The sequence below is a fragment of the Novosphingobium sp. BL-S-21 genome, from assembly GCF_055521655.1.
The window spans coordinates 1,895,687-1,915,319 of record NZ_CM145496.1 but is presented as its reverse complement, the minus strand read 5'-3'; the positions used below and the strand labels follow the sequence as shown (position 1 = coordinate 1,915,319).

20 protein-coding genes and 1 tRNA gene are annotated in these 19,633 nt (G+C 67.7%); 17 read left to right on the top strand and 4 right to left on the bottom strand.

Translation table 11 applies throughout. The features are described 5' to 3' along the window. Window positions 1–183: 183 nt before the first annotated feature. Window positions 184–1,242 carry a S66 peptidase family protein gene (locus ACZ1J6_RS17510; protein WP_465127629.1) on the top strand — a complete coding sequence of 353 codons (1,059 nt, stop codon included), beginning with the start codon at window positions 184–186 and terminating at the stop codon, window positions 1,240–1,242. Window positions 1,243–1,304: 62 nt separating this feature from the next. Then, a complete protein-coding gene (locus tag ACZ1J6_RS17505; protein ID WP_132264483.1) occupies window positions 1,305–2,006 on the top strand; it encodes a Crp/Fnr family transcriptional regulator in 702 nt (233 codons plus the stop codon). Between the two features lie 135 nt (window positions 2,007–2,141). Here ACZ1J6_RS17505 and ACZ1J6_RS17500 read toward each other — a convergent pair whose 3' ends face one another. After that, complete coding sequence (locus ACZ1J6_RS17500) at window positions 2,142–2,852, bottom strand: OmpW/AlkL family protein (protein WP_465127628.1); 711 nt, start codon at window positions 2,850–2,852, stop codon at window positions 2,142–2,144. A 189-nt stretch (window positions 2,853–3,041) separates the two neighbouring features. Between ACZ1J6_RS17500 and hemN the strand changes: the two genes are divergently transcribed. Next, entirely contained in the window at window positions 3,042–4,355 is a 1,314-nt protein-coding gene (hemN, locus tag ACZ1J6_RS17495) for an oxygen-independent coproporphyrinogen III oxidase (protein WP_465128262.1), read from the top strand. Window positions 4,356–4,370: 15 nt separating this feature from the next. Here hemN and ACZ1J6_RS17490 read toward each other — a convergent pair whose 3' ends face one another. Continuing rightward, entirely contained in the window at window positions 4,371–4,643 is a 273-nt protein-coding gene (locus tag ACZ1J6_RS17490; RefSeq protein WP_465127627.1) for a histidine kinase, read from the bottom strand. A 348-nt stretch (window positions 4,644–4,991) separates the two neighbouring features. Continuing rightward, window positions 4,992–5,065: transfer RNA gene (locus ACZ1J6_RS17485), tRNA-Gln, on the bottom strand. Between the two features lie 148 nt (window positions 5,066–5,213). On the opposite strand from ACZ1J6_RS17485, the gene ACZ1J6_RS17480 reads away from it, so the two are divergent. From ACZ1J6_RS17480 to ACZ1J6_RS17470, 3 genes are read left to right on the top strand one after another with little or no spacing between them, the layout of a single operon-like run. After that, window positions 5,214–6,656: a Ppx/GppA phosphatase family protein gene (locus ACZ1J6_RS17480; protein WP_465127626.1), complete on the top strand. Its 1,443-nt coding sequence runs from the start codon at window positions 5,214–5,216 to the stop codon at window positions 6,654–6,656. Further along, the gene (locus ACZ1J6_RS17475) at window positions 6,653–7,330 is read left to right on the top strand and encodes an RlmE family RNA methyltransferase (RefSeq protein WP_132264492.1); all 678 of its coding nucleotides are present in this window, start codon (window positions 6,653–6,655) and stop codon (window positions 7,328–7,330) included. Before ACZ1J6_RS17480 ends, ACZ1J6_RS17475 begins: the two co-directional genes overlap by 4 nt. Then, window positions 7,327–7,878 carry an RBBP9/YdeN family alpha/beta hydrolase gene (locus ACZ1J6_RS17470; protein ID WP_465127625.1) on the top strand — a complete coding sequence of 184 codons (552 nt, stop codon included), beginning with the start codon at window positions 7,327–7,329 and terminating at the stop codon, window positions 7,876–7,878. The genes ACZ1J6_RS17475 and ACZ1J6_RS17470 overlap by 4 nt, the downstream gene beginning before the upstream one ends. Window positions 7,879–8,140: 262 nt before the next feature. On the opposite strand, the gene ACZ1J6_RS17465 is transcribed toward ACZ1J6_RS17470, so the two are convergent. Beyond that, on the bottom strand, window positions 8,141–8,770 hold the full coding sequence (locus tag ACZ1J6_RS17465; RefSeq protein WP_465127624.1) for a c-type cytochrome: 630 nt from the start codon (window positions 8,768–8,770) through the stop codon (window positions 8,141–8,143). A 130-nt stretch (window positions 8,771–8,900) separates the two neighbouring features. Between ACZ1J6_RS17465 and ACZ1J6_RS17460 the strand changes: the two genes are divergently transcribed. The 11 genes from ACZ1J6_RS17460 to ACZ1J6_RS17410 all read left to right on the top strand — a co-directional run bounded on the left by ACZ1J6_RS17460 (window position 8,901) and on the right by ACZ1J6_RS17410 (window position 19,401). Further along, window positions 8,901–9,809, top strand: coding sequence for a prephenate dehydratase (locus ACZ1J6_RS17460; RefSeq protein WP_132264498.1), 909 nt, complete (start codon window positions 8,901–8,903; stop codon window positions 9,807–9,809). A gap of 159 nt (window positions 9,810–9,968) precedes the next feature. Continuing rightward, on the top strand, window positions 9,969–10,628 hold the full coding sequence (locus ACZ1J6_RS17455; protein ID WP_465127623.1) for a hypothetical protein: 660 nt from the start codon (window positions 9,969–9,971) through the stop codon (window positions 10,626–10,628). Continuing rightward, complete coding sequence (locus ACZ1J6_RS17450) at window positions 10,625–11,974, top strand: DUF4350 domain-containing protein (protein ID WP_465127622.1); 1,350 nt, start codon at window positions 10,625–10,627, stop codon at window positions 11,972–11,974. Before ACZ1J6_RS17455 ends, ACZ1J6_RS17450 begins: the two co-directional genes overlap by 4 nt. Then, window positions 11,971–12,984, top strand: coding sequence for an AAA family ATPase (locus ACZ1J6_RS17445; RefSeq protein WP_134094761.1), 1,014 nt, complete (start codon window positions 11,971–11,973; stop codon window positions 12,982–12,984). The genes ACZ1J6_RS17450 and ACZ1J6_RS17445 overlap by 4 nt, the downstream gene beginning before the upstream one ends. A gap of 18 nt (window positions 12,985–13,002) precedes the next feature. Next, on the top strand, window positions 13,003–14,334 hold the full coding sequence (locus ACZ1J6_RS17440) for a DUF58 domain-containing protein (protein ID WP_465127621.1): 1,332 nt from the start codon (window positions 13,003–13,005) through the stop codon (window positions 14,332–14,334). Next, window positions 14,331–15,407: a stage II sporulation protein M gene (locus tag ACZ1J6_RS17435; RefSeq protein WP_465127620.1), complete on the top strand. Its 1,077-nt coding sequence runs from the start codon at window positions 14,331–14,333 to the stop codon at window positions 15,405–15,407. Before ACZ1J6_RS17440 ends, ACZ1J6_RS17435 begins: the two co-directional genes overlap by 4 nt. Beyond that, window positions 15,404–16,360, top strand: a complete 957-nt coding sequence (locus ACZ1J6_RS17430; protein ID WP_465127619.1) for an RDD family protein — start codon at window positions 15,404–15,406, stop codon at window positions 16,358–16,360. Before ACZ1J6_RS17435 ends, ACZ1J6_RS17430 begins: the two co-directional genes overlap by 4 nt. Continuing rightward, window positions 16,357–16,827 (top strand): GNAT family N-acetyltransferase, encoded by a 471-nt coding sequence (locus ACZ1J6_RS17425; protein WP_465127618.1) that lies wholly within the window; start codon window positions 16,357–16,359, stop codon window positions 16,825–16,827. The genes ACZ1J6_RS17430 and ACZ1J6_RS17425 overlap by 4 nt, the downstream gene beginning before the upstream one ends. Further along, on the top strand, window positions 16,824–17,336 hold the full coding sequence (locus ACZ1J6_RS17420) for an N-acetyltransferase family protein (RefSeq protein ID WP_465127617.1): 513 nt from the start codon (window positions 16,824–16,826) through the stop codon (window positions 17,334–17,336). Before ACZ1J6_RS17425 ends, ACZ1J6_RS17420 begins: the two co-directional genes overlap by 4 nt. A gap of 128 nt (window positions 17,337–17,464) precedes the next feature. Then, entirely contained in the window at window positions 17,465–18,592 is a 1,128-nt protein-coding gene (ispG, locus tag ACZ1J6_RS17415; protein WP_132264510.1) for a flavodoxin-dependent (E)-4-hydroxy-3-methylbut-2-enyl-diphosphate synthase, read from the top strand. Next, window positions 18,589–19,401, top strand: coding sequence for a hypothetical protein (locus ACZ1J6_RS17410; RefSeq protein ID WP_465127616.1), 813 nt, complete (start codon window positions 18,589–18,591; stop codon window positions 19,399–19,401). Before ispG ends, ACZ1J6_RS17410 begins: the two co-directional genes overlap by 4 nt. The last annotated feature ends 232 nt before the right edge of the window (window positions 19,402–19,633 follow it).

Sequence of the window (19,633 nt, the reverse complement as noted above, 5' to 3'; positions counted from 1 at the left end):
CCATGGCCGCTGGGAGGCGCGGCGTCGAGGGATAAGGATTTAATTATGATATGCTTGCGCGCAAGCACGGCATGCGGTTGCCCGCAGCCCCGATGCACCAGTTTCACGGTTGGCCGCGTTTTCCGGGTCATCAGGTGATTCCCCCTGCTGGGAAAACGCTCTAGGCTGCACGACATGTCGAACATGACCATGACACGCCGCGCCGCGATGGCCGGTTTCGGCGCCGTGGCCGCAGGCTCCGTGCTGCCGGTACTCCCCGCTCTTTCGGCCCAGGTCCGCAGCCCCGCGCGCAAGCTGGTGAAGCCCCCGCGCCTGAAGGAAGGCGACGTGCTGGGTCTGGTCGCGCCGGCGGGCTTCGTGGGGGATCGCTTCGGACTGGACCAGATCATGGCGACCGTGCGCGCCATGGGCCTGGAGCCGAGGCCGGCGCTGCACATGCTCCAGCGCGAAGGCTACCTGGCCGGCTCCGACCGGACGCGGGCTGACGATCTCATGGCCATGTTCGCCGACGACAAGGTCCGCGCCATCATGGCCGTGCGTGGCGGCTGGGGTTGCGCACGCATCCTGCCCTTGCTCGATTTCGACAGGATCGCGGCGAACCCGAAGCTCTTCGTGGGCTTCAGCGACAATACCGCGCTCCACCTGGCTTTCGCGGCGCGGACGGGCGTGGCCAGCATCCACGGGCCGAATGCTTCCGCCTCGTGGCCGCCGGCGGCCTGGGCCTCGTTCCATGCGCTGGCCTTCGAAGGCGGGACGCCGACCTGGCAAGTGCCCGAGGGGGCGGGCGTCAATCTTTCGGGCCGGGGCAAGGACTTGCGCACGTTCCGCGGCGGCAAGGCGCGCGGCCGGCTGCTCGGCGGCAATCTCAGCGTGCTTTCCGCCCTGGTGGGCACGCCCTACCTGCCGGACTTCACGGGGGCCGTGCTGTTCATCGAGGACACCAACGAATCCGAATACCGCATCGACCGCATGCTCACCCAGCTTGCCCTGGCGGGGATCTTCGACCGGGTGGCCGGGGTCGTCTTCGGCCAATGCACCGGCTGCCAGAACCCCGACGGCGGCTATTCGAACTTCACGATCTACGAAGTGCTCGACCGGCAGTTTTCCGGCCTCAGGGTTCCCGCGTTCCAGGGGCTCCAGATCGGCCATATCGCCTCGCAGCTCAGCGTGCCGGTGGGCCTGCCGGTGGAGATCGACGCCGATGCCGGGACGATGCGCCTGCTGGAAGCGGCGGTTGCGTAAGCTGACGCAAGTCGGCCTGCCCTGCACTTGAGACATGGCGAAGCGACTGTTATCGCGGGCACATGTCCAACTGTGACCTGTGCGTCGTTCGGAACCGGGCGATCTGTTCATCCCTCGATGCGAAAGAGCTGGAAGCGCTCAACGCCATCGGGCGTACCCGCACGATCCAGCCCGGCGAATCGCTGATCTGGGAAGGCGAGGACTCGGTTCTCGTGGCCAACGTGATCGACGGCGTGCTGAAGCTATCGACCAATACCGAGGACGGGCGCGAGCAGATCGTCGGCGTGGTCTATCCTTCGGACTTCATTGGGCGTCCCTTCGGCGGAACCACCGGCCACGGCGCCACCGCCCTGACGGAAGCGACGGTCTGCGTCTTCTCCCGCCGCGATTTCGACGCTTTCGCCCGCGAGCATCCGGCGCTGGAACATAAGCTGCTGGAGCGGACCCTGGGCGAACTGGACCGCACGCGCCGCTGGATGCTGCTGCTCGGCCGCAAGTCGGCCTCGGAAAAGCTGGCAAGCTTCCTGCTGGAAATGGCCGAGCGGTTGCAGCCCCCCGGCTGCGCCTGGAATTTCGAGGATGCCGGCCCGCGCCGCATCACCCTGCCGTTCTCGCGCCAGCAGATCGCCGACGTGCTGGGCCTCACCATCGAGACCGTGAGCCGCCAGTTCACCCGCTTCAAGAACGAGCGGCTGATCGACCTGCCTTCGCGCCGCGACGTGATCCTCCTGGACCACGAGGCGCTGACCGCCGAAGCGGGCTGAAGGGGCGTCGGTCCCCGGATCAGGCCTTGATCGCGATCTCCTGGCAGTAATGCAGGCGAGCCCGCCGCCCCTGCTTTCGCGGGGACGACGGGCATCCGGCTATGGCCGAAGTGCCTGCCGGAACCGGACCGTCTCTCAGAAGCGGTAGGACACGCCTGCGCTCAGCACCCAGGGATCGAGATCGTGGCGCGTCTTCAGCGCCAGCACGCCATCCTCGTAGAACGAGGCGGTGGGCTTCACCCAGTACTTCTTGGCATCGAGCGAGAGGCCCAGCCCCTTGTCGTTGATGGCGATGTCCACGCCGCCCTGCAGCGCGAAGCCCACCTTGTTCGACATCTTCACTTTGTCCACGCCCAGCGCGCGCGCCGTCTCGCCCGGCTTCTCGTCGAACACGAAGAACCAGGCCGGGCCGGCGCCCACATAGGGCTTGAAGGGCGTTCCGGTGTCGAGATGCGCCTTGGCAGTCACCGTGGCCGGCAGGATGAGAACGTGATCGACCAGGCTGGCGCCCGCCACGTCGCCGGTGCCGCTGACGTGGTGCTGGGTGAAGCAGCAGATCGTCTCCACCGAGAAGGCGTTGCTGAAGAAATATTCCACCGCCAGCGTGGGCACCACGTTGTCGTTCGCCTTGGTGCCCACGGTTTCGAGCCCGGCGAGCGTGCTGCCCAGCGCGGTGTCGGTGTCGATCGACCTGATCTTGTCGATCTGGCCGTCGGGCAGCACGGCAGTGCCCAGAACCTTGACCTGCCACTTGCCGTCCGGGCTTCCGGCCTGGGCCGGGGTGACGATCGCGGTGGCGGCGGCGGCCGTCAGGGCAGCGGCCGCGAGCATGGACATCTTGCGCATCTTGGGTCTTTCCTGCGCCGCCGGGGCCGCACCGTGCGGGTCCCCCCTCTTGAGCGGCAGCAGGGCCGCTTTGGTCCTCCCGCGCGGCGGGGACATTGATCGCGCGCAAAAATCGGCAGATCGAGCCGGTTTCCCGCCCGTTGATCGAGCGCAATGACGCGGCCGCCTCCAGGCGCGATGGGTCTGCGCATGTGGACCTATCACCCCGAACTGCTTGCGGTGCCCGTGCCGCGCTACACCAGCTTCCCCACCGCCGCCGAATTCGACCAGACCGTCGGCGCCGAGGCTTTCGTGCAGGCGCTGGAGGCGGTGAACGGCGAGGTCTCGCTCTATGTCCATATCCCGTTCTGCGAGAAGATCTGCTGGTACTGCGGCTGCAACACCAGCGTCGCCAACCGCACCGATCGCGTCTCCGGCTATCTCGATGCCCTCCACCGCGAGATCGGCCTTGTCGCCGAACGCTTGCCACAAGGCGCCCGGGTCACGCGCATCGCCTTTGGCGGCGGCAGTCCCAACGGAATTCCCCCGGTCGACTTCGTGCGGCTGGTGGACGCGCTGACGCTGCAGTTCCCCGCATCGCGCCCGGTCCTGTCGATCGAGCTGGACCCGCGCACGATGGGCCGCGAATGGGCGGCCGTGATCGGCGCGGTGGGGATCACGCGCGCCAGCCTGGGGGTGCAGACGTTCGCGCCGGGCCTTCAGCAGGCCATAGGACGGGTGCAGCCGGCATGGATGATCGAGGAAACGACCGCGATGCTGCGCGCGGCAGGCATCGCTTCGCTCAACTTCGACCTGATGTACGGGCTTCCCGGGCAGACCATGGCCGATCTGGATGATTCGCTGGCGCGAACCGCCGCGCTGGGGGCCGACCGGATCGCGCTGTTCGGCTATGCCCATGTGCCGCACCTGATCGCGCGCCAGCGCAAGATCGATGCCCAAGCCCTGCCCGATGCGGAGCAGCGATTCGCCATGGCCGCGCGCGGCCATGCGGTTCTGGTCGAGGCCGGTTATGTGCCCATCGGTTTCGATCACTTCGCCCGGCCCGGAGACGCCCTGGCGCAGGCGGCGCTATCGGGAAGCCTGCGCCGCAACTTCCAGGGCTTCACCGAAGACAAGGCGCCGGTGCTGCTGGGTCTGGGCGCTTCGTCGATCAGCGGCTTTCCCGAGCTGCTGGTCCAGAACGAGAAGAACACCGGGCGCTATCGCATGATGCTCTCGCAGGACCGCATCGCCGCCAACCGCGGGATTCGCCGCAGCGGTGAAGACCGGCGGCGCGGCGCGGTGATCGAGGCGCTGCTGTGCCGGGGCAGGGCGCCGATCCCGCGCGACCTGCAATGCGAGGCCTGGCCGCTGCTGCTGCCCTATTTCGATGCCGCGCTTTGTGACAGCGACGGAGAGGATCTGGTGATCCTGCCCCAGGGCCTGCCCTATGCCCGCTCGATCGCGGCGCGCTTCGATCCCTATCGCAAGGATTCGCTGCGACGGTTCAGCTCGGCGGTCTGACAGCGCCTTGCTCCCTCAGGGGCGAATGTCGAATTCCACGCCGAAGAGATTGCCGTCCACCCAGCGCACGAGGCCCCACAGTTCGCGGCCGTCGTCCATCGCCGCGCGCACGACTTCGTTGCAGGCAGGCGGCTGGCCTGCCGCCGCCGCGCTCAACCCTCGTGACGAGACATTGCGCACGATCACGTCGATCGGCCTGCCGTGCGAATCCATCAGCGTGACATGGGCGCAGCGGTCACGACGGCGTTCACGCAGGATCGGTGTGGGCCTGAAATGCGGATCATCCATTTTCGGCAGGACGGCGAATCGGCGAAAAATTGAAGGCCGGGGCAGGCGCGAATCGGTCGATTGACCACGATCAATGCCGTGCGGAGCGGGGGCTGGCAGATGGGCCGTGCCGGTCGTGCACCGCCAAGTCGAACCTTGCCGGCGGTGGCAACCGCTTCTCCCCGACTTCGGGCGGCTCTTCCCCGCGAAGGGCCGCCCCTCTTTCCGGGCGGGCGCCAACTCCAGACATGAACCGGAAAACCGCCGGGATCCGGCACGATTCGCACGCCGCCAGGGCATGCGAAAGCGTCCGGCGATGCCAGACGCGCTTCCCGAAGAAAAAGCGGATTTCAGCGATTTAGGAAGAATTGGATGCCCCGCGAGGATTCGAACCTCGATAGACGGAATCAGAATCCGTAGTCTTACCATTAGACGACGGGGCATCGGGAGGCGCCCCTCTAGTAGGGCTTCTGATTCGCGTCAAGCACCCTTTTTGCAGTCAGGGTTGCCCCTTGGCCCGGGGGGCGTTAGCATCGCCCCAGGTATCCGCCGCGCACGGCGGTAAGATTTATTCGAACGAGATTACATATCATGGCGGAGCAAGATCCGCCGGCAGCAAGAGTCGATGTGTCGGGCCGCACTGGAAGGCGGCGCAAGGCGAGGAAGGGCAAGTCACGCTCGTCCGGACCCGACACGGCCAAGGCGAAGGCGCGCCCTCCGGGCGGCGCCGCCGAGGCAGGCGGAGCGCCGCGCGAAGAGAAGACATCCGGCTCGCAGGCGTCGCCCCGCCAGGCGGAATCGCGCCGGGCGGCTGCCCGGAAGCGCGGCTCCCGCAAGGGCGCAGCGCGTTCCTCCAAGAAACCGCGCGCCCAGGGCGAAGCCGTTGCCCCCAAGACGGTGCCGGCAGAAGCGAAGACCGTTGCACCGGGCTTCCCGGCCGCCAGCTTCGTGCCTGCCGGCTTCACGCCCGTGCTTCCGGGCGCGAACGGGCCGTCGTCTCGCCCGTCCTACCGGCAATCCTATGCCGCCATCGACCTCGGCACCAACAATTGCCGTCTCCTGATCGCCCGGCCATCGGGCGAGAATTTCACGGTGATCGATGCGTTCAGCCGCGTCGTGCGGCTGGGAGAAGGCCTGGCGCAGTCCGGCCGTCTGTCCGAGGCGGCGATGGACCGGACGCTGGCAGCGCTACGGGTCTGCGCCGAAAAGCTGATGCGCCGCAATGTCTATCTCGCCCGCTCGGTGGCGACCGAGGCCTGCCGCCGCGCGGAGAACGGCCCGGAATTCATCGAGCGCGTGCGCGAGGAAACCGGCATCGCGCTCGACATCATCAGCGCGCGCGAGGAAGCGCGGCTGGCCGTGCTCGGCTGCCATGTGCTGCTGGAGGAAGGCTTCGGCCCGGCGATGATCTTCGACATCGGCGGCGGATCGACCGAACTCGTCCTGATCGAGAGCACCGGCACGGTGCCGCGTATCCTCGACTGGCAATCGGTGCCCTGGGGCGTCGTTTCGCTGACCGAGAGCTGCGGGCCGGAAGGCACGACGCTGGAGGAACGCCTCGCGCGCTATCGCCACATGCATGGCCTGGTCTCGGAAAGCTTTTCCGCCTTTGCCAAGCGCGTCGGCCCGGCGCGCGGCAGCGCGGCGGAAACGGGTCCGCTGCGCCTGCTGGGCACCAGCGGCACGGTGACGACGCTGGCCAGCCTCCACCTCGAACTGCCGCAATACGACCGCCGCATGGTGGACGGATTGATCGTTCCGGCCGAATCGATGCGCGACATCAGTTCCCGGCTCTCCTCGATGTCGATCGAGGAGCGGCGCGAGGTGAACTGCATCGGGCGCGAGCGTGCGGACCTGGTCGTGGCCGGCTGTGCGATCCTCGAATCGATCCTCGACCTCTGGCCCGCGGCGCGGCTGGGCGTGGCCGATCGCGGCATTCGCGAAGGCATCCTGCGCAGCCTCATCGCATCCCATTCCAGCGGCAGGCCCACGGTAGCCCCCGCGCCATCACACCTATTGGAGAACCGGCCATGAGCCGTTCCGGACGCGATCCCAACGAGCGGCTTCGCACTGGCAAGAAGCGCACGACCAGCTCGGCGCGCTGGCTGACCCGCCAGATCAACGATCCTTACGTGAAGCAGGCCAAGGCCGACGGCTACCGTAGCCGCGCCGCCTACAAGCTGCTGGAACTCGACGAGAAATTCGACCTGTTCAAGAACGTGACCCGCGCGGTCGACCTCGGCATCGCGCCGGGCGGCTGGAGCCAGGTGCTGCGTCTCAAGGCTCCCAAGGCCAAAGTCGTGGGCATCGACCTGCTGCCCACCGACCCGATCGAGGGCGTGACCATCTTCGAGATGGACTTCATGGCCGACGAGGCCCCCGCGGCGCTGGAACAGGCCCTGGAAGGCGCGCCGGACCTCGTCCTCTCGGACATGGCGGCCAATACCGTCGGCCACAAGCAGACCGACCACTTGCGCACCATGGGGCTGGTGGAAACGGCGGCCGATTTCGCGATCCAGTACCTCGCGCCCGGCGGTACTTTCGTTGCCAAGGTCTTCGCGGGCGGCACGGACACCGAGTTGCTCGGCATTCTCAAGCGGCGTTTCACCAGCGTGAAGCACGCCAAGCCGCCGGCCAGCCGCAAGGGCTCGTCCGAATGGTACGTGATCGCCAAGGGGTTCAAGGGGCCGGCGGACAGCGGCGAATGAGCGCCTATCTGGTCCTGCCCGGAATTGGCGGTTCAGGGCCGGAGCACTGGCAATCGCGGTGGGAAGCCGCCGAGCCGGAGATGTGGCGGTTCGCGCCCGACAGCTGGGACGCGCCGCAGCTCGATCAGTGGATCGCCGCGCTGGACGCGGCCGTGGCCGCGCTTTCCGAGGCGCCGATCCTCGTCGCTCACAGCCTGTCCTGCCTGCTCGTCGCGCATTGGAGCGCGCGGTCCGACCGGGCGGTGCGAGGCGCGTTCCTGGTGGCGATGCCGGATCCGCAAGGCCCGGATTTTCCGCAAGAGGCGGCGAGCTTCGGCAATCCGCCCGAGCTTTTCCTGCGGTTTCCGGCGGTGGTCGTGGCGAGTTCGGACGATCCCTATGGTCCGCTCGTCCATTCCCGTACGCGCGCCCGCCAATGGGGCGCGTCCTTCGTCGAGGCCGGGGCACTGGGGCACATCAATGCCGCAAGTGGCCTGGGCGACTGGTCGTGGGGCCGCGAACAGCTCCGCCGCTTCGAAGATGGTTTGACGGGCAAGATCGAAGACTAGGGCAGTTTCCGATCCGAATGCATCGGATCAACTGCTCCAGGCTTCTGGTTTGCCGCATTTTTCCGAGTCATACAGGTGCTTCCACCTGCTCGCAAATTGGTTCGCGATCGGGGCCGAGGCCGCCTCTACGTCCTGACGAAAACGGCCCGCAAGGCGACTCGGTGGCGCCCGCGGGACCGTTTTCTGCCGGCCTGGCCGGATTCCTGGACCGGGCGGTTCCGGCCCGACAGAGTCAGGCCGGACCGCTACCGGAAATCGGGTATTACTCGGCAGCCGCGGCGGCTGCGGGCGCGGCTGCGGCTTCGCTGCTGGCGGCGGCGGGCGCATCGCCGGCTGCCGGTGCTGCTGCTGCTGCTGCTGCAGGTGCGGTGGGAAGCGGCAGGTTCGAACCCTGGGCGTTGAGATAGGCGATCACGTTGGCGCGATCCTCACCCTTGGGCAGGCCGGCGAACGTCATCTTGGTGCCGGGCGCGAAAGCCTTCGGGCTCTTCAGCCAGTCGTTCAGCTTGTCGAAGTCCCACTTGCCGCCAACGCCCTTGAGCGCGTCGGAGAAAGCGAAACCGCCGACGCCCTGGCCGATGCCTTCACCGACCACGCCGTAGAGATTGGGACCGATGCCGTTGGTGCCGCCCTGGTTGATCGTGTGGCAGGACTGGCACTTGGCGAAAGTGGCTTGTCCCTTGGCCGGGTCTGCGCTGGCAAGAAGAGTGGCGATCGGCGCTTCGGCGCCTGCTTCGCCTTCCTGTTCCACGCCTTCGATGGCGTAACCCATCGTCTCGGGACGATGCGGCTTGTCTGCACGGAAGTAATGAGAGCTGACGGTGGTCAGACCAAGACCGACGATACCGGCGAACAAAGCCCAGCCGGCAATGGTGTTGAAACGATCATCCATTTCTTGTTTGCCCTTGCCCCACGGGTGGAGTTTTTTCTCATCCTCTTTGGGTTGAGGCTCTAGAGTTGCCAGCAGGTTAGTGCAAGAGCCATTGCGGACATCGCCTTTGCGGCTTAATCGCGCGGACGCTATGCATTCCTATCCCGAACCCGCTCTCGACCTGGTCGCCCGCATGAACGAGGCCGCTGCGGCCGATCCCTCGCGCGCGGCGGCCTTCCAGGGCGCCCCCGGATGCAATTCGCACCGAGCGGCGTTGGAACACGATCCCGACTGTCTGCCGCTGCCGTGCTTTTCCTTCGAGGATGCGCTGGATGCGGTGAAGGACGGGCGGGCCGACCGGGCCATCATCCCGATCGAGAATTCGCAGCACGGCCGCGTGGCGGACATCCATTTCCTGCTGCCGGAAAGCGGGCTGTCGATCGTGGGCGAGCACTTCATGGGCATCGAGCATGCGCTGATGGCGCTGCCCAATGCGGACGGCACCATGGGGCCGTTCTCGGGGGCCTACAGCCACCCGCAGGCGCTGGGCCAGTCGCGCCACTACTTGCGCGAGCGGGGCATCGTGCCGATGGCCTATGCCGATACCGCCGGCGCCGCCGCCTTCGTGCGCGAGCAGGGCGATACCGCTGCTTGCGCCATCGCCCCGAACCTGGCTGCGGAACTCTACGGCCTCAAGATCGTCGAGGAGAATGTCGAGGACGCGGCGGACAACACCACGCGCTTCGTCGTCCTCTCGCGTGAGCCGCTCGATCCCTTCGCGCTCAAGGGCGAGAAGGCGGTGACGACGTTCATCTTCGAGGTGAAGAACATCCCCGCCGCGCTCTACAAGGCTCTGGGCGGCTTTGCCACCAATGGCGTCAACATGACCAAGCTGGAGAGCTACCAGATCGGTGCCAGCTTCGCGGCCACCACTTTCTACGCCGACATCGAAGGCGCCCCCGGCGAGCCGCGCATCGACATGGCGCTTCAGGAACTTGCATTCCATTGCAAGTACGTGCGTCCGCTCGGCACCTACAAGCAGGCACGCTCGCGCGGATAGGCGATCCTGGTTCGGTCCGGCACGGCGCGCGTCCTGGCCGGGGGCGCGCCGTGCCGTCCATGACGGGCAGGCGGCCGCAACCCCTCCTCGATCGCTATCCAATCCTTTCATCGCAACGGCTTGCGCCTGCTCCCGGCCCATGCCAATCATCGGCGGGTAATGGCTGCTAGGGGTCAGATGGCGGGTGCGGCCCGGGACGCCGCGAGCGACTGGGAAGCCGTGCGTGGCGCGGCCGATATCCAGTACGCGCCGTTGCCGCCCTTCAAGCCCGATCCTCCGGGGCAGGCTCCGGAATGGCTCCAGGCGCTCGGCCGCATGCTGGAGGCGATCTTCGCGCCGCTTGGAAGGTTGCTGGGCATGTCCTGGCCGGTGTTCTCCAACATATTGATCGCGCTGGCGGTTCTTCTGGCGCTGTTCATCCTCTGGCGCCTGGCAGGCCCGGCCATCGAGGCCTGGCGCGGCCGCAGCCGCGAGGAAGCGCCCGAGGCCTGGGTGCCGGCCGAGGCCGAGGCGCTGGCCCTGCTGGAGGACGCGGACCGCCTTGCCGGGGAAGGCCGGTTCGACGAGGCCACTCACCTGCTCCTGCGGCGCAGCGTGGGGCAGATCCGGCAGGCGCGGCCGGACTGGCTGCATCCGGCCAGCACCGCGCGGGAAATTTCGGTATTGTCCTCGCTCCCGGACAGCGGCCGCGAGGCGTTCGCCACGATCGCCGCCCGCGTGGAGCGCAGCCGCTTCGCGCTGCGCGAACTGGGCGCCGACGACTGGGCCGCCGCGCGCGAGGCCTATGCCCGCTTCGCCCGGCTGGAACTGCGCGCATGAGCGAGATGGCAGCAACAGCGCCCGCCGATGCGAGACCTGCTGCGCAAGCCGGTATTTCTGTCGGCGCCAATCCGTTCTCGCGCTGGGCGGTGCTGGCGCTGGTGCTGATCGGATCGGCGCTGTTCCTGGCGCTCTTGTGGATGATTGGGACCGGCACCGGCTTCGGCTCCACCAACGACGGCCAGTCCCATGCCGACGGGCGCGGCCTCAACGGCTATGCCGCCATGGCGCGCTATATCGAGAAGCGCGGGCACCCGGTGGTTCGCGCGCGCAACGTGGGCGCGCTCGACAAGCCGGGCCTGCTGGTGCTCACTCCACCTGCCGGGGCCGATGGCGAGGATATCGAGAAGATCGTCTCGAAGCGGCGCTACATCGGGCCGACGCTGGTGATCCTGCCCAAGTGGATGGCCTTGCAGCCCGGGCGCGAGCAGGAAAAGGCCAAGACCGGCTGGGTCAATCTCCAGGGCATGCGGCCGCTCGAATGGCGCGGTTTCCTCGATGACGTGACGGTCGTGCAGGGCGAGGTCGACGCCAACGGCGCGAAGGCTCGCTGGCACGGCTTCGGCCTGGAGGGCGCGCTGCCCAGCCGCAAGGCGCTGCAATCGGGCAAGGGCGATACGCTGGTGCCGGTCGTGGAGGAGCAGGACGGGCGCGTTCTCGCCGCCTTCATCGATGACGGCGGCAGCTATCCCGCGCTCGAGGACGCGGCGCTGACAGGCATGAGCAGCGACCCGGAGGACGAGGACCTCTACCCCCTGGTCCTGGTGTTCGAACCCGACCTCGTCGACAATTGGGGCATGGCCGACCGCCGCGCCGCGCAGTTGGTGGACGCGCTGGTCGCGGCCAGCGAAGTCGAGCCTCGTGGCACGGTGACGTTCGACCTCACCATGAACGGTTTCGGCCGCGCGCAGAATCTGCTGACCTTGGCTTTCACCCCGCCATTCCTGGCCGCCACGCTCTGCCTGCTGCTGGCCGCCCTGGTGCTGGGATGGCGCGCTTTCCTGCGCTTCGGGCCGCCGCTGGCGGGAGAGCGGGCCATCGCTTTCGGCAAGCGCGCGCTGGTGGCCAATTCTGCGGGACTGGTGCGCCGCTCGCATAGACTGCACCTGATCGGCGGACCTTATGCCGACCATGCCCGCGACCGGTTGATCCGTGCTCTCGCCCTGCCGCGCACGCTCCCGCCCGAGCAGGCCGACGCCGCGATCGACCGCGCCCTTGCTTCGCGCAGGGCCGATGCCGAACCCTTTTCCGCGATTTCCGCGCGCCTTCGCCATGCGCGCAAATCGCACGATCTCGTCAAGGCTGCGCGCGATCTTCACGCGCTCGAAAGGATGCTGACTCGATGACCGATGCCCACTCCCCGAATGCCGAAGGCGATTTCGCTCGGGGCGATTTCGCGGTCGATCTCGCCGGGGTCGCCGCGCTTGCGGGAAGCATTCGCGAGCAGATCGGCAAGGCGGTGGTCGGCCAGAGCGCGACGGTGGAGCATCTGCTGATCGCCCTTCTGGCGCGCGGCCATGTCCTGCTGGAAGGGCCTCCGGGCACGGCCAAGACTTTCCTGGCGCAGTGCTTCGCCGCGACCCTGGGCCTGGATTTCGGCCGCATCCAGTTCACGCCGGACCTGATGCCGGGCGATATCCTGGGCTCGAACCTGTTCAACTTCCAGACCAGCCAGTTCACGCTGACTCATGGTCCGATCTTCTGCGACCTGCTGCTGGCGGACGAGATCAACCGCACGCCGCCCAAGACCCAGGCCGCGCTGCTGGAAGCCATGCAGGAGCGCCGCGTCACGCTGGACGGCACCGCTCATGCCCTGCCGGAGCAGTTCATGGTGGTGGCCACACAGAACCCGATCGAGAGCCAGGGCGTCTATCCGCTGCCCGAGGCGCAGCTCGATCGCTTCCTGTTCAAGGTGAGCGTCGATTACCCCAGCTTCGAGGAAGAGCTGCGCATCGTCGCGCGCTTCGGCGAGAATCGCGGCGCGCCCAGCCCGGCCGCCTGCGGGGTGGAAGCCATTGCCAATCACGCGGTGATCGAGGCGGCGTCCCGCACGGTTTCGCAAGTGACCCTGGCCGAGAGCGTGACCGACTATATCGTCCGCCTGGTGCGCGCCACGCGGGAAAGCCCGGACCTTGCGAGCGGCGCCAGCCCGCGCGCGGCCGTGCTGCTGGCCGGCGCCGCGCGCGCCCGCGCCGCGCTGGACGGGCGCGACTACGTGGTGCCCGACGATGTCAAGGCGCTCGCCGGTTCGGTCCTGCGCCACCGCCTGCTGCTCAGCCCCGCCGCCGAGATCGAGGGCAAGCAGGTGGAGGCGCTGGTCGCCCAGCTGGTCGAGCAGACCGAGGCGCCCCGGTGATCCTGCGGTCCTGATCCGATGAGCCTGCGCTCCGCTCCCATGGTGCCCACCGCGCGTGCGGCCGGGTTACTGGCGCTGGCCGCGCCGGTGGCGCTGGTGATCGGTGCGACGCGGCCCGAAGCCTGGGTCGTGGCGCCGGTGTTCGGGCTGGCGGTGCTGGCGTTGATCGCGATCGACGCGCTTCTGGCGGGGCGCCTGGGTGACTTGCGGATCGCGGTACCCGCCGATGTCGAAGTGGGAGAGCCGGCCGAACTGACCGCCGCGCTGGATCTTTCCGCTGCGCGGGCCTCGCGGGTCGAACTCGCCCTGGAATGCGATCCACGCCTCGTTCCCGGCGGACGTGCCAGCCTCACTCTGGCGAACCGGGGCGAGGACGGCTGGCGCGGCACGCTCGCCTTCCGCCCCTCGCGCCGCGGCACCGGCCGGATCGCGCGGACCTGGCTGCGCTGGACCGGACCTATGGGGCTGGGCGCACGGCAGTTTCGCGGTGAACTCGGCCGGGAAGTGCGCGTCTGGCCCAACATTGCCGCCGTGCGCTCCCCGGCGCTGCAGACCTTCCTCAAGGATGCGCAATATGGCCTGATCGCCCGCCGCATCCGGGGCGAGGGCACCCAGTTCGAATCGCTGGCCGAATACGAGCCGGGCATGGACCGCCGCCGGATCGACTGGAAAAGCTCGGCGCGGCACGTCCACCTCTATGCCAAGGAATACGAGACCGAGCGGAACAACCAGATCGTCTTCGCCTTCGATTGCGGACAGACGATGTGCGAGCCGATCCAGGGCATGCCCCGGCTCGACCGCGCGGTTTCCGCCGCGCTCGCCACCAGCTACGTGGCGCTCAAGGGCGGCGACCGCGTCTCGCTGTTCGGCTTCGCCGCGCGGCCCGAAGTGGCGACGCCTTTCGTCACCGCATCGCGCGACTTTCACCGGCTGCAACGCGCGGCGGCGGGGCTGGAATATCGCTCCGAGGAGCCGAATTTCACGCTGGCGCTGGCCACCCTGGCCGCGCGCCTGCAGCGCCGTTCGCTGATCGTGGTGTTCTCCGACTTCACCGACCCCACCAGCGCCCAGCTCATGATCGAATCGATCGGCCGGCTCGTCTCGCGCCATGTCGTGCTGTTCGTCACCATGGCCGACGACGAGCTGGAGGCGATCTCGGGCGCGGCGCCGGACGACCTCGAAACGCTGTCCATGGCGGTTTCCGCAGATACCCTGCTGCGCCAGCGCGCGCTGGTCACCCGGCGGCTGCAGCAGCTGGGCGTGGACGTGGTGGAAGCGCCTTATCACACGATCGGCACCCGGCTGATCGATGCCTATCTCGAAATCAAGCGATCGGGAGCGATCGGATGAACGCCGCCACTCTGCCTTCAGGTACGGGGCGCTCCGATACCGGGCTTCCCGATTCCGTCTCCGCCATCGAGAGCGCGGCGCTGCGCTCCGACCGCTTCCGCCTCGAGCGCGAGGCCGACTGGCAGCGGCTGGAAGCGATCGTCACCAGCATGGAGAAGGGCCGCCTCCGCCGCCTGTCGGACGAAGACCTGCTGGCTCTTCCGGGGCTCTACCGCACCGTGGCCTCCAGCTTATCGATCGCGCGGGAAACCTCGCTCGATGCCGCGACGCTGGCTTATCTCGAAGCGCTGGTGCAGCGCGCCTGGTTCGTCGTCTACGGCCCGCGCAGTTCGCTGTGGGACTGGCTGCGCGGCTTCCTGGGCGGCGGTTGGAGCGCGGCGGTGCGGGCGATCTGGCTGGACATCCTGGTGGCGCTGGTGGTGATGGTGGCCGGAACCGCGGTGGGCTGGCTGCTCGTGGCGCACGACGTGGACTGGTACCATGCCCTTGTCGGCGGCGACATGGCGGGCGGCCGCGTGCCCGGGGCGACCCGCGAAGCCCTGCGCCACACGCTGTTCGGCGATAGCGGCCGCAACGGCATGAGCCTGTTCGCCACCCAGCTGTTCAGCAACAATTCGCAGGTCTCGATCCTGGCCTTCGCGCTGGGTTTCGCTTTCGGCATCCCCTCTCTCCTGCTGCTGGTGCACAACATGGCCATGCTGGGGGCGATGCTCTGGCTCTACCATGGGGCCGGGCTGCTGACCGATTTCGCCGGATGGCTCGCCGTCCACGGTACGACGGAACTCTTCGCCATCATGCTGGCGGGCGCGGCAGGGCTGCACATCGGCCGCTCGCTCGCCTTTCCCGGCAACCGGCCGGTGCTTCAGGCGACGGCGGAAGCCGGGCGGCGCGCGGCGCTGGTCATGACCGGGGTGGTGCTCATGCTGATCGTCGCCGCGCTGCTCGAAGGCTTTGCGCGCCAGCTCGTCGACCAGACTTTCGGACGATTCGCTATCGGCGGCTTCATGCTGGCGGCCTGGTGCGCCTATTTCTTCGCCTTCCGGGGCAACCGCGGCAAAGTGCGCGCGGCATGAGCGTGCTGCCGACCCGCTACCGGCGGACCTCGCGCGACCGCGTGCTGGTGACGCCGGAAGGCATCTCGGTCCCGGTGACGGTGGCCAGCCGGGGATCGCGCGTGGGCGCGCTCATGCTCGATTTCCTGGTGATCCTGGTGCTCATGGGCCTCACGACCTGGGGGCTCATCGAAATCGCCGGCGGGTTGACCGGGATCGATCGCAATCTCGAACAGAAGAATGCGCTGGGCCATGCCCTGCAGTTCCTCGTCATCGTCTGGCTGGTGGCGATGTTCCTGTTTCGCAACGCCTATTTCCTGTTCTTCGAACTGGGACCGCGCGGCGCCACGCCGGGCAAGCGTATCGCCGGCATCCGCATCGCCGCCCGCGATGGCGGGCGGCTGACGGCGGACATGGTGATCGCCCGCAACCTCCTGCGCGACATCGAGCTGTTCCTGCCGATCGTCTTCATCCTGCAGGCGGGGGCGCAAAGCGGCATGGGCTGGCTGACGGCCACCGGCTGGCTGGCGATTTTCCTGCTCATGCCCTTGTTCAACCGCGACGCCTTGCGGGCCGGCGACATGATCGCGGGGACCTGGGTGCTGGAGCGGCCACGCCAGAAGCTGGAGGCGGCGATGTCCCTCGCGCGCGCGCCGGCGGCAAGGCATGAGGACGAGGTCGCCCTCGATGCCGGCGCGGCGCCGGCGCGGCGCACCTATCGCTTCGAGGAAGCCGAACTGGCGGTCTACGGCGAATACGAGCTGCAGGCGCTGGAACGCGTCCTGCGCGACGACCGCGCGCAATCGCTCGAAAGCGTCTACGAAACCATCGCCCGCAAGATCGACCGCAACGATGGCTGGAACGACGAGCGGGCCTTCCTGGAAGACTACTACACCCAGTTGCGTGCCCGCCTGGAAGCAGGCATGCGCATGGGCCGCCGCAAGGCAGACAAGTTTTCCGGGAGCCAGGAATGACGCTTCATCTGACGATCGTGGAAGATGACCTGACGGGCCGTGACGTACTCAATCTCCTGCAGTTCCATCTCGACGAAATGCACCAGTGGTCGCCGCCGGAGAGTGTCCACGCCATGCCGGCCGCCCGCCTGCGCCAGCCCGATGTCACGTTCTTCTCCGCCTGGGATGGCGAGCGCCTGGCCGGGTGCGGGGCGATCAAGCGTCTGGACGAGGGCCACGGCGAACTGAAATCGATGCGCGCGGCACCGGACTATCGGGGGCGAGGCGTGGGCAAGGCCATTCTCCTGCGCCTGATCGAGGAAGCCCGCACGCGGGGCTATCACCGCGTCAGCCTGGAAACCGGGCGGCCGGAGCCGTTCCACGCCGCCCATGCGCTCTATCGCGCGCACGGTTTCGCGGAATGCCCGCCTTTCGGCAGCTATGAGCACGATCCCTTCTCCATGTGCATGACTCGGGAACTGACATGAATCTTCGCCCCGCCAACCCCGCCGATGCCGCGGCCCTGGCCGAACTCGGCGCCCGCAGTTTCGTCGCGAAGTTCGGCCATATGTACACGCCCCAGGATCTGGAGAATTTCCTGGCCGATTCGCACAGCGAGGCGAAAGTGGCCAAGGAGATCGCGGACCCGGCCATGCGCGTGCTGCTGGCCGAAGAGGACGGCGCGCTGCTGGGCTTTTGCAAGCTCGTCATGGCCTGCGGCTGGCCCGAACATGCGCGGCACGAGCGGGTGGTGGAACTCAAGCAGCTCTACACCGATCCGGAAACGACCGGGCGCGGCATCGGCGCTGCGCTGATGGACCGCGCGCTGGAGATCGGGCGCGAACATGGCGCCGGGGAAATGCAGCTTTCGGTATGGAGCGGCAATGAAGGCGCGCAGAAGTTCTACGCCCGCTACGGCTTCGGCAAAGTGGCCGACATCCATTTCATGGTCGGCGAACAGCGCGACGAGGAATTCCTCTACGCCCGGATGCTGTGACCGGCGGCGCCGGACGGGCGCCGTGAACGCGCCTCTCCGGTGCCGCTCTATCGGCCACCCGAAAGGGGATTGCGCACCCCTGCGCAATGGTGCTTCAAACCGTCACTGCAAAGGCCTATAGGGGGCGCATGTCTTCCGTACGTCCCTGGCGCGATATCGAGCGCCGCAAGAGCCGCCAGATCATGGTCGGTAATGTTCCCGTCGGCGGCGATGCCCCGATCACGGTGCAGACCATGACCAACACCCTGACTTCCGACGCCAAGGCGACGATCGACCAGATCCGTCGCTGCGAAGAAGCCGGGGCGGACCTCATCCGCGTTTCCTGTCCCGACGTGGAGAGCACGGCGGCAATGAAGGAAATCGTGCGCGCCGCGAACGTCCCGTTGATCGCGGACATCCATTTCCACTACAAGCGTGCGCTTGAGGCCGCCGACGCCGGCGCTGCCTGCCTGCGCATCAATCCCGGCAATATCGGCTCTGACGACCGCGTGGCCGAAGTCGTGCGCGCGGCAAAGGCCAACGGCTGTGCGATCCGCATCGGCGTGAACGCGGGCAGCCTCGAAAAGGACCTATTGGAAAAGTACGGGGAGCCTTGCCCCGAAGCGCTCGTCGAATCCGCGCTCGACCATATCAAGCTGCTCCAGGACCACGATTTCCACGAATACAAGGTGGCCGTGAAGGCCAGCGACGTGTTCCTGGCCGTCGCGGCTTACCAGGGCCTGGCTGATGCGGTGGATTGCCCGCTGCACCTGGGCATCACCGAAGCGGGCGGGCTCATCGGCGGCACGGTGAAATCCTCGATCGGCATGGGCATGCTGCTCTGGTCGGGCATTGGCGACACCTTGCGCGTCTCGCTTTCGGCCGAGCCGGAAGAGGAAGTGCGCGTGGGCTTCGAGATGCTCAAGGCGCTCGGCCTGCGCACGCGCGGCGTTCGCGTGGTGTCCTGCCCGTCCTGCGCCCGCCAGGGCTTCGACGTGATCCGCACGGTGGAAGCGCTGGAGGACCGGCTGCAGCATATCAAGACGCCGCTCTCGCTCTCGGTGCTCGGCTGCGTGGTCAATGGCCCCGGTGAAGCGCGCGAAACCGATATCGGCCTCACCGGCGGCGGCAATGGCAAGCACATGGTCTACTTGTCCGGCGTGACCGACCACGTCGTGCAGTCCGAAGACATGCTGGACCACATCGTCAAGCTGGTCGAAGCCAAGGCGGCTGAGATCGAAGCCGCGAACGAGGCGCAGGCGCAAGCCGCGGAATGAATCCGGGCAGAGCGCCGAAGGCGAAAGCCCTGCGCGCGTCCGCGCGGAGGGCGGCGCACGCGCCTGCGGCGATGGAAGCGGGGGCGGGGGCGCCGATGGAGCGGCTCCGCGCGGAAGCCCGCGGCTTCTTCGCCTCGCTGCGAGACAGTCTTGTCTTGTGGAACCTGGCGCCGGTAATCCCCGCGCTCGCCGCCATCCCGGAATTCGCCCAGCATGTCGTCGAGATCCGCCTCGGCATGTTCGCCAGCCGCGATGCCTTCGCCGCCCTGGGCTCGGACCCGGCGCGGCTCTCGCTGGGTTCGGTCAAAGTCGCGGGATTGGTCTTCGCCATGCTGCTGGCGGCGCGCTTCTGGGCCAACCGAGAGGCGGGCCTGCGCAGCCTGAGCCTGGCCGGGATCGGCTGGAAGCAGGTCCTGACCGGATTTCTGGTCCAGGTTGTCTTCACGCTGCCGGGCCTGATCGACTTCCGGATGCCTGCGGCGGCCTTTGCTATCTCGATCCTCGCGACGATCGCCAGCATGCCGGGCCTCGTCCTCATGGTCGGCGGATTGCTGGGCGACCGCGAGGCCGGGCTGGCCGATGCCTATCGGCGCGGCTGGGGCAAGGCGCTGCGGATGCTGATCTACATCGCCCCCGCGCTGGCGATCCTGCAGCCGCTGCACCGCTGGGATCATATGGTTGTCCTGGGGCAGCCCCAGGCGCTCGTCTGGGCGCTGATGGCCTGGGATGCCTTGGTCGTCGGGCTCATGGCGGCTGTGGCCGGTACGGGCCTGCACCGGGGCTATACCTTCTGGCAGAGAGCGGGCTGACAAGCCGAGTCCGGGCTTTGGCCAATCCAGCATGATTCGCGTGGCGGCTTCCGCATGAGGTCCGTCACGAGGCCATAAGGGCGCAGTTGAGAGCCCGCGGCTAAAGGCGGGCTAAAAGCGGAAGTTGGCAGCGATCGTTGCAGCGCCCTGCGCACGGTGACAGCCACTGACGATTCGGAAAACGCGATGGATCAGAAACGAGCGCCGTGGATCCTGCATAATCGGATCGAAA

Excerpts from the sequence above, each read along its gene's own strand:
- ACZ1J6_RS17510 (WP_465127629.1), top strand. The coding sequence starts at position 184 with ATGACCATGACACGCCGCGCCGCGATGGCCGGTTTCGGCGCCGTGGCC.
- ACZ1J6_RS17505 (WP_132264483.1), top strand. The coding sequence starts at position 1,305 with ATGTCCAACTGTGACCTGTGCGTCGTTCGGAACCGGGCGATCTGTTCA.
- ACZ1J6_RS17500 (WP_465127628.1), bottom strand. The coding sequence starts at position 2,852 with ATGCGCAAGATGTCCATGCTCGCGGCCGCTGCCCTGACGGCCGCCGCC.
- hemN (WP_465128262.1), top strand. The coding sequence starts at position 3,042 with ATGTGGACCTATCACCCCGAACTGCTTGCGGTGCCCGTGCCGCGCTAC.
- ACZ1J6_RS17490 (WP_465127627.1), bottom strand. The coding sequence starts at position 4,643 with ATGGATGATCCGCATTTCAGGCCCACACCGATCCTGCGTGAACGCCGT.
- ACZ1J6_RS17480 (WP_465127626.1), top strand. The coding sequence starts at position 5,214 with ATGGCGGAGCAAGATCCGCCGGCAGCAAGAGTCGATGTGTCGGGCCGC.
- ACZ1J6_RS17475 (WP_132264492.1), top strand. The coding sequence starts at position 6,653 with ATGAGCCGTTCCGGACGCGATCCCAACGAGCGGCTTCGCACTGGCAAG.
- ACZ1J6_RS17470 (WP_465127625.1), top strand. The coding sequence starts at position 7,327 with ATGAGCGCCTATCTGGTCCTGCCCGGAATTGGCGGTTCAGGGCCGGAG.
- ACZ1J6_RS17465 (WP_465127624.1), bottom strand. The coding sequence starts at position 8,770 with ATGGATGATCGTTTCAACACCATTGCCGGCTGGGCTTTGTTCGCCGGT.
- ACZ1J6_RS17460 (WP_132264498.1), top strand. The coding sequence starts at position 8,901 with ATGCATTCCTATCCCGAACCCGCTCTCGACCTGGTCGCCCGCATGAAC.
- ACZ1J6_RS17455 (WP_465127623.1), top strand. The coding sequence starts at position 9,969 with ATGGCTGCTAGGGGTCAGATGGCGGGTGCGGCCCGGGACGCCGCGAGC.
- ACZ1J6_RS17450 (WP_465127622.1), top strand. The coding sequence starts at position 10,625 with ATGAGCGAGATGGCAGCAACAGCGCCCGCCGATGCGAGACCTGCTGCG.
- ACZ1J6_RS17445 (WP_134094761.1), top strand. The coding sequence starts at position 11,971 with ATGACCGATGCCCACTCCCCGAATGCCGAAGGCGATTTCGCTCGGGGC.
- ACZ1J6_RS17440 (WP_465127621.1), top strand. The coding sequence starts at position 13,003 with ATGAGCCTGCGCTCCGCTCCCATGGTGCCCACCGCGCGTGCGGCCGGG.
- ACZ1J6_RS17435 (WP_465127620.1), top strand. The coding sequence starts at position 14,331 with ATGAACGCCGCCACTCTGCCTTCAGGTACGGGGCGCTCCGATACCGGG.
- ACZ1J6_RS17430 (WP_465127619.1), top strand. The coding sequence starts at position 15,404 with ATGAGCGTGCTGCCGACCCGCTACCGGCGGACCTCGCGCGACCGCGTG.
- ACZ1J6_RS17425 (WP_465127618.1), top strand. The coding sequence starts at position 16,357 with ATGACGCTTCATCTGACGATCGTGGAAGATGACCTGACGGGCCGTGAC.
- ACZ1J6_RS17420 (WP_465127617.1), top strand. The coding sequence starts at position 16,824 with ATGAATCTTCGCCCCGCCAACCCCGCCGATGCCGCGGCCCTGGCCGAA.
- ispG (WP_132264510.1), top strand. The coding sequence starts at position 17,465 with ATGTCTTCCGTACGTCCCTGGCGCGATATCGAGCGCCGCAAGAGCCGC.
- ACZ1J6_RS17410 (WP_465127616.1), top strand. The coding sequence starts at position 18,589 with ATGAATCCGGGCAGAGCGCCGAAGGCGAAAGCCCTGCGCGCGTCCGCG.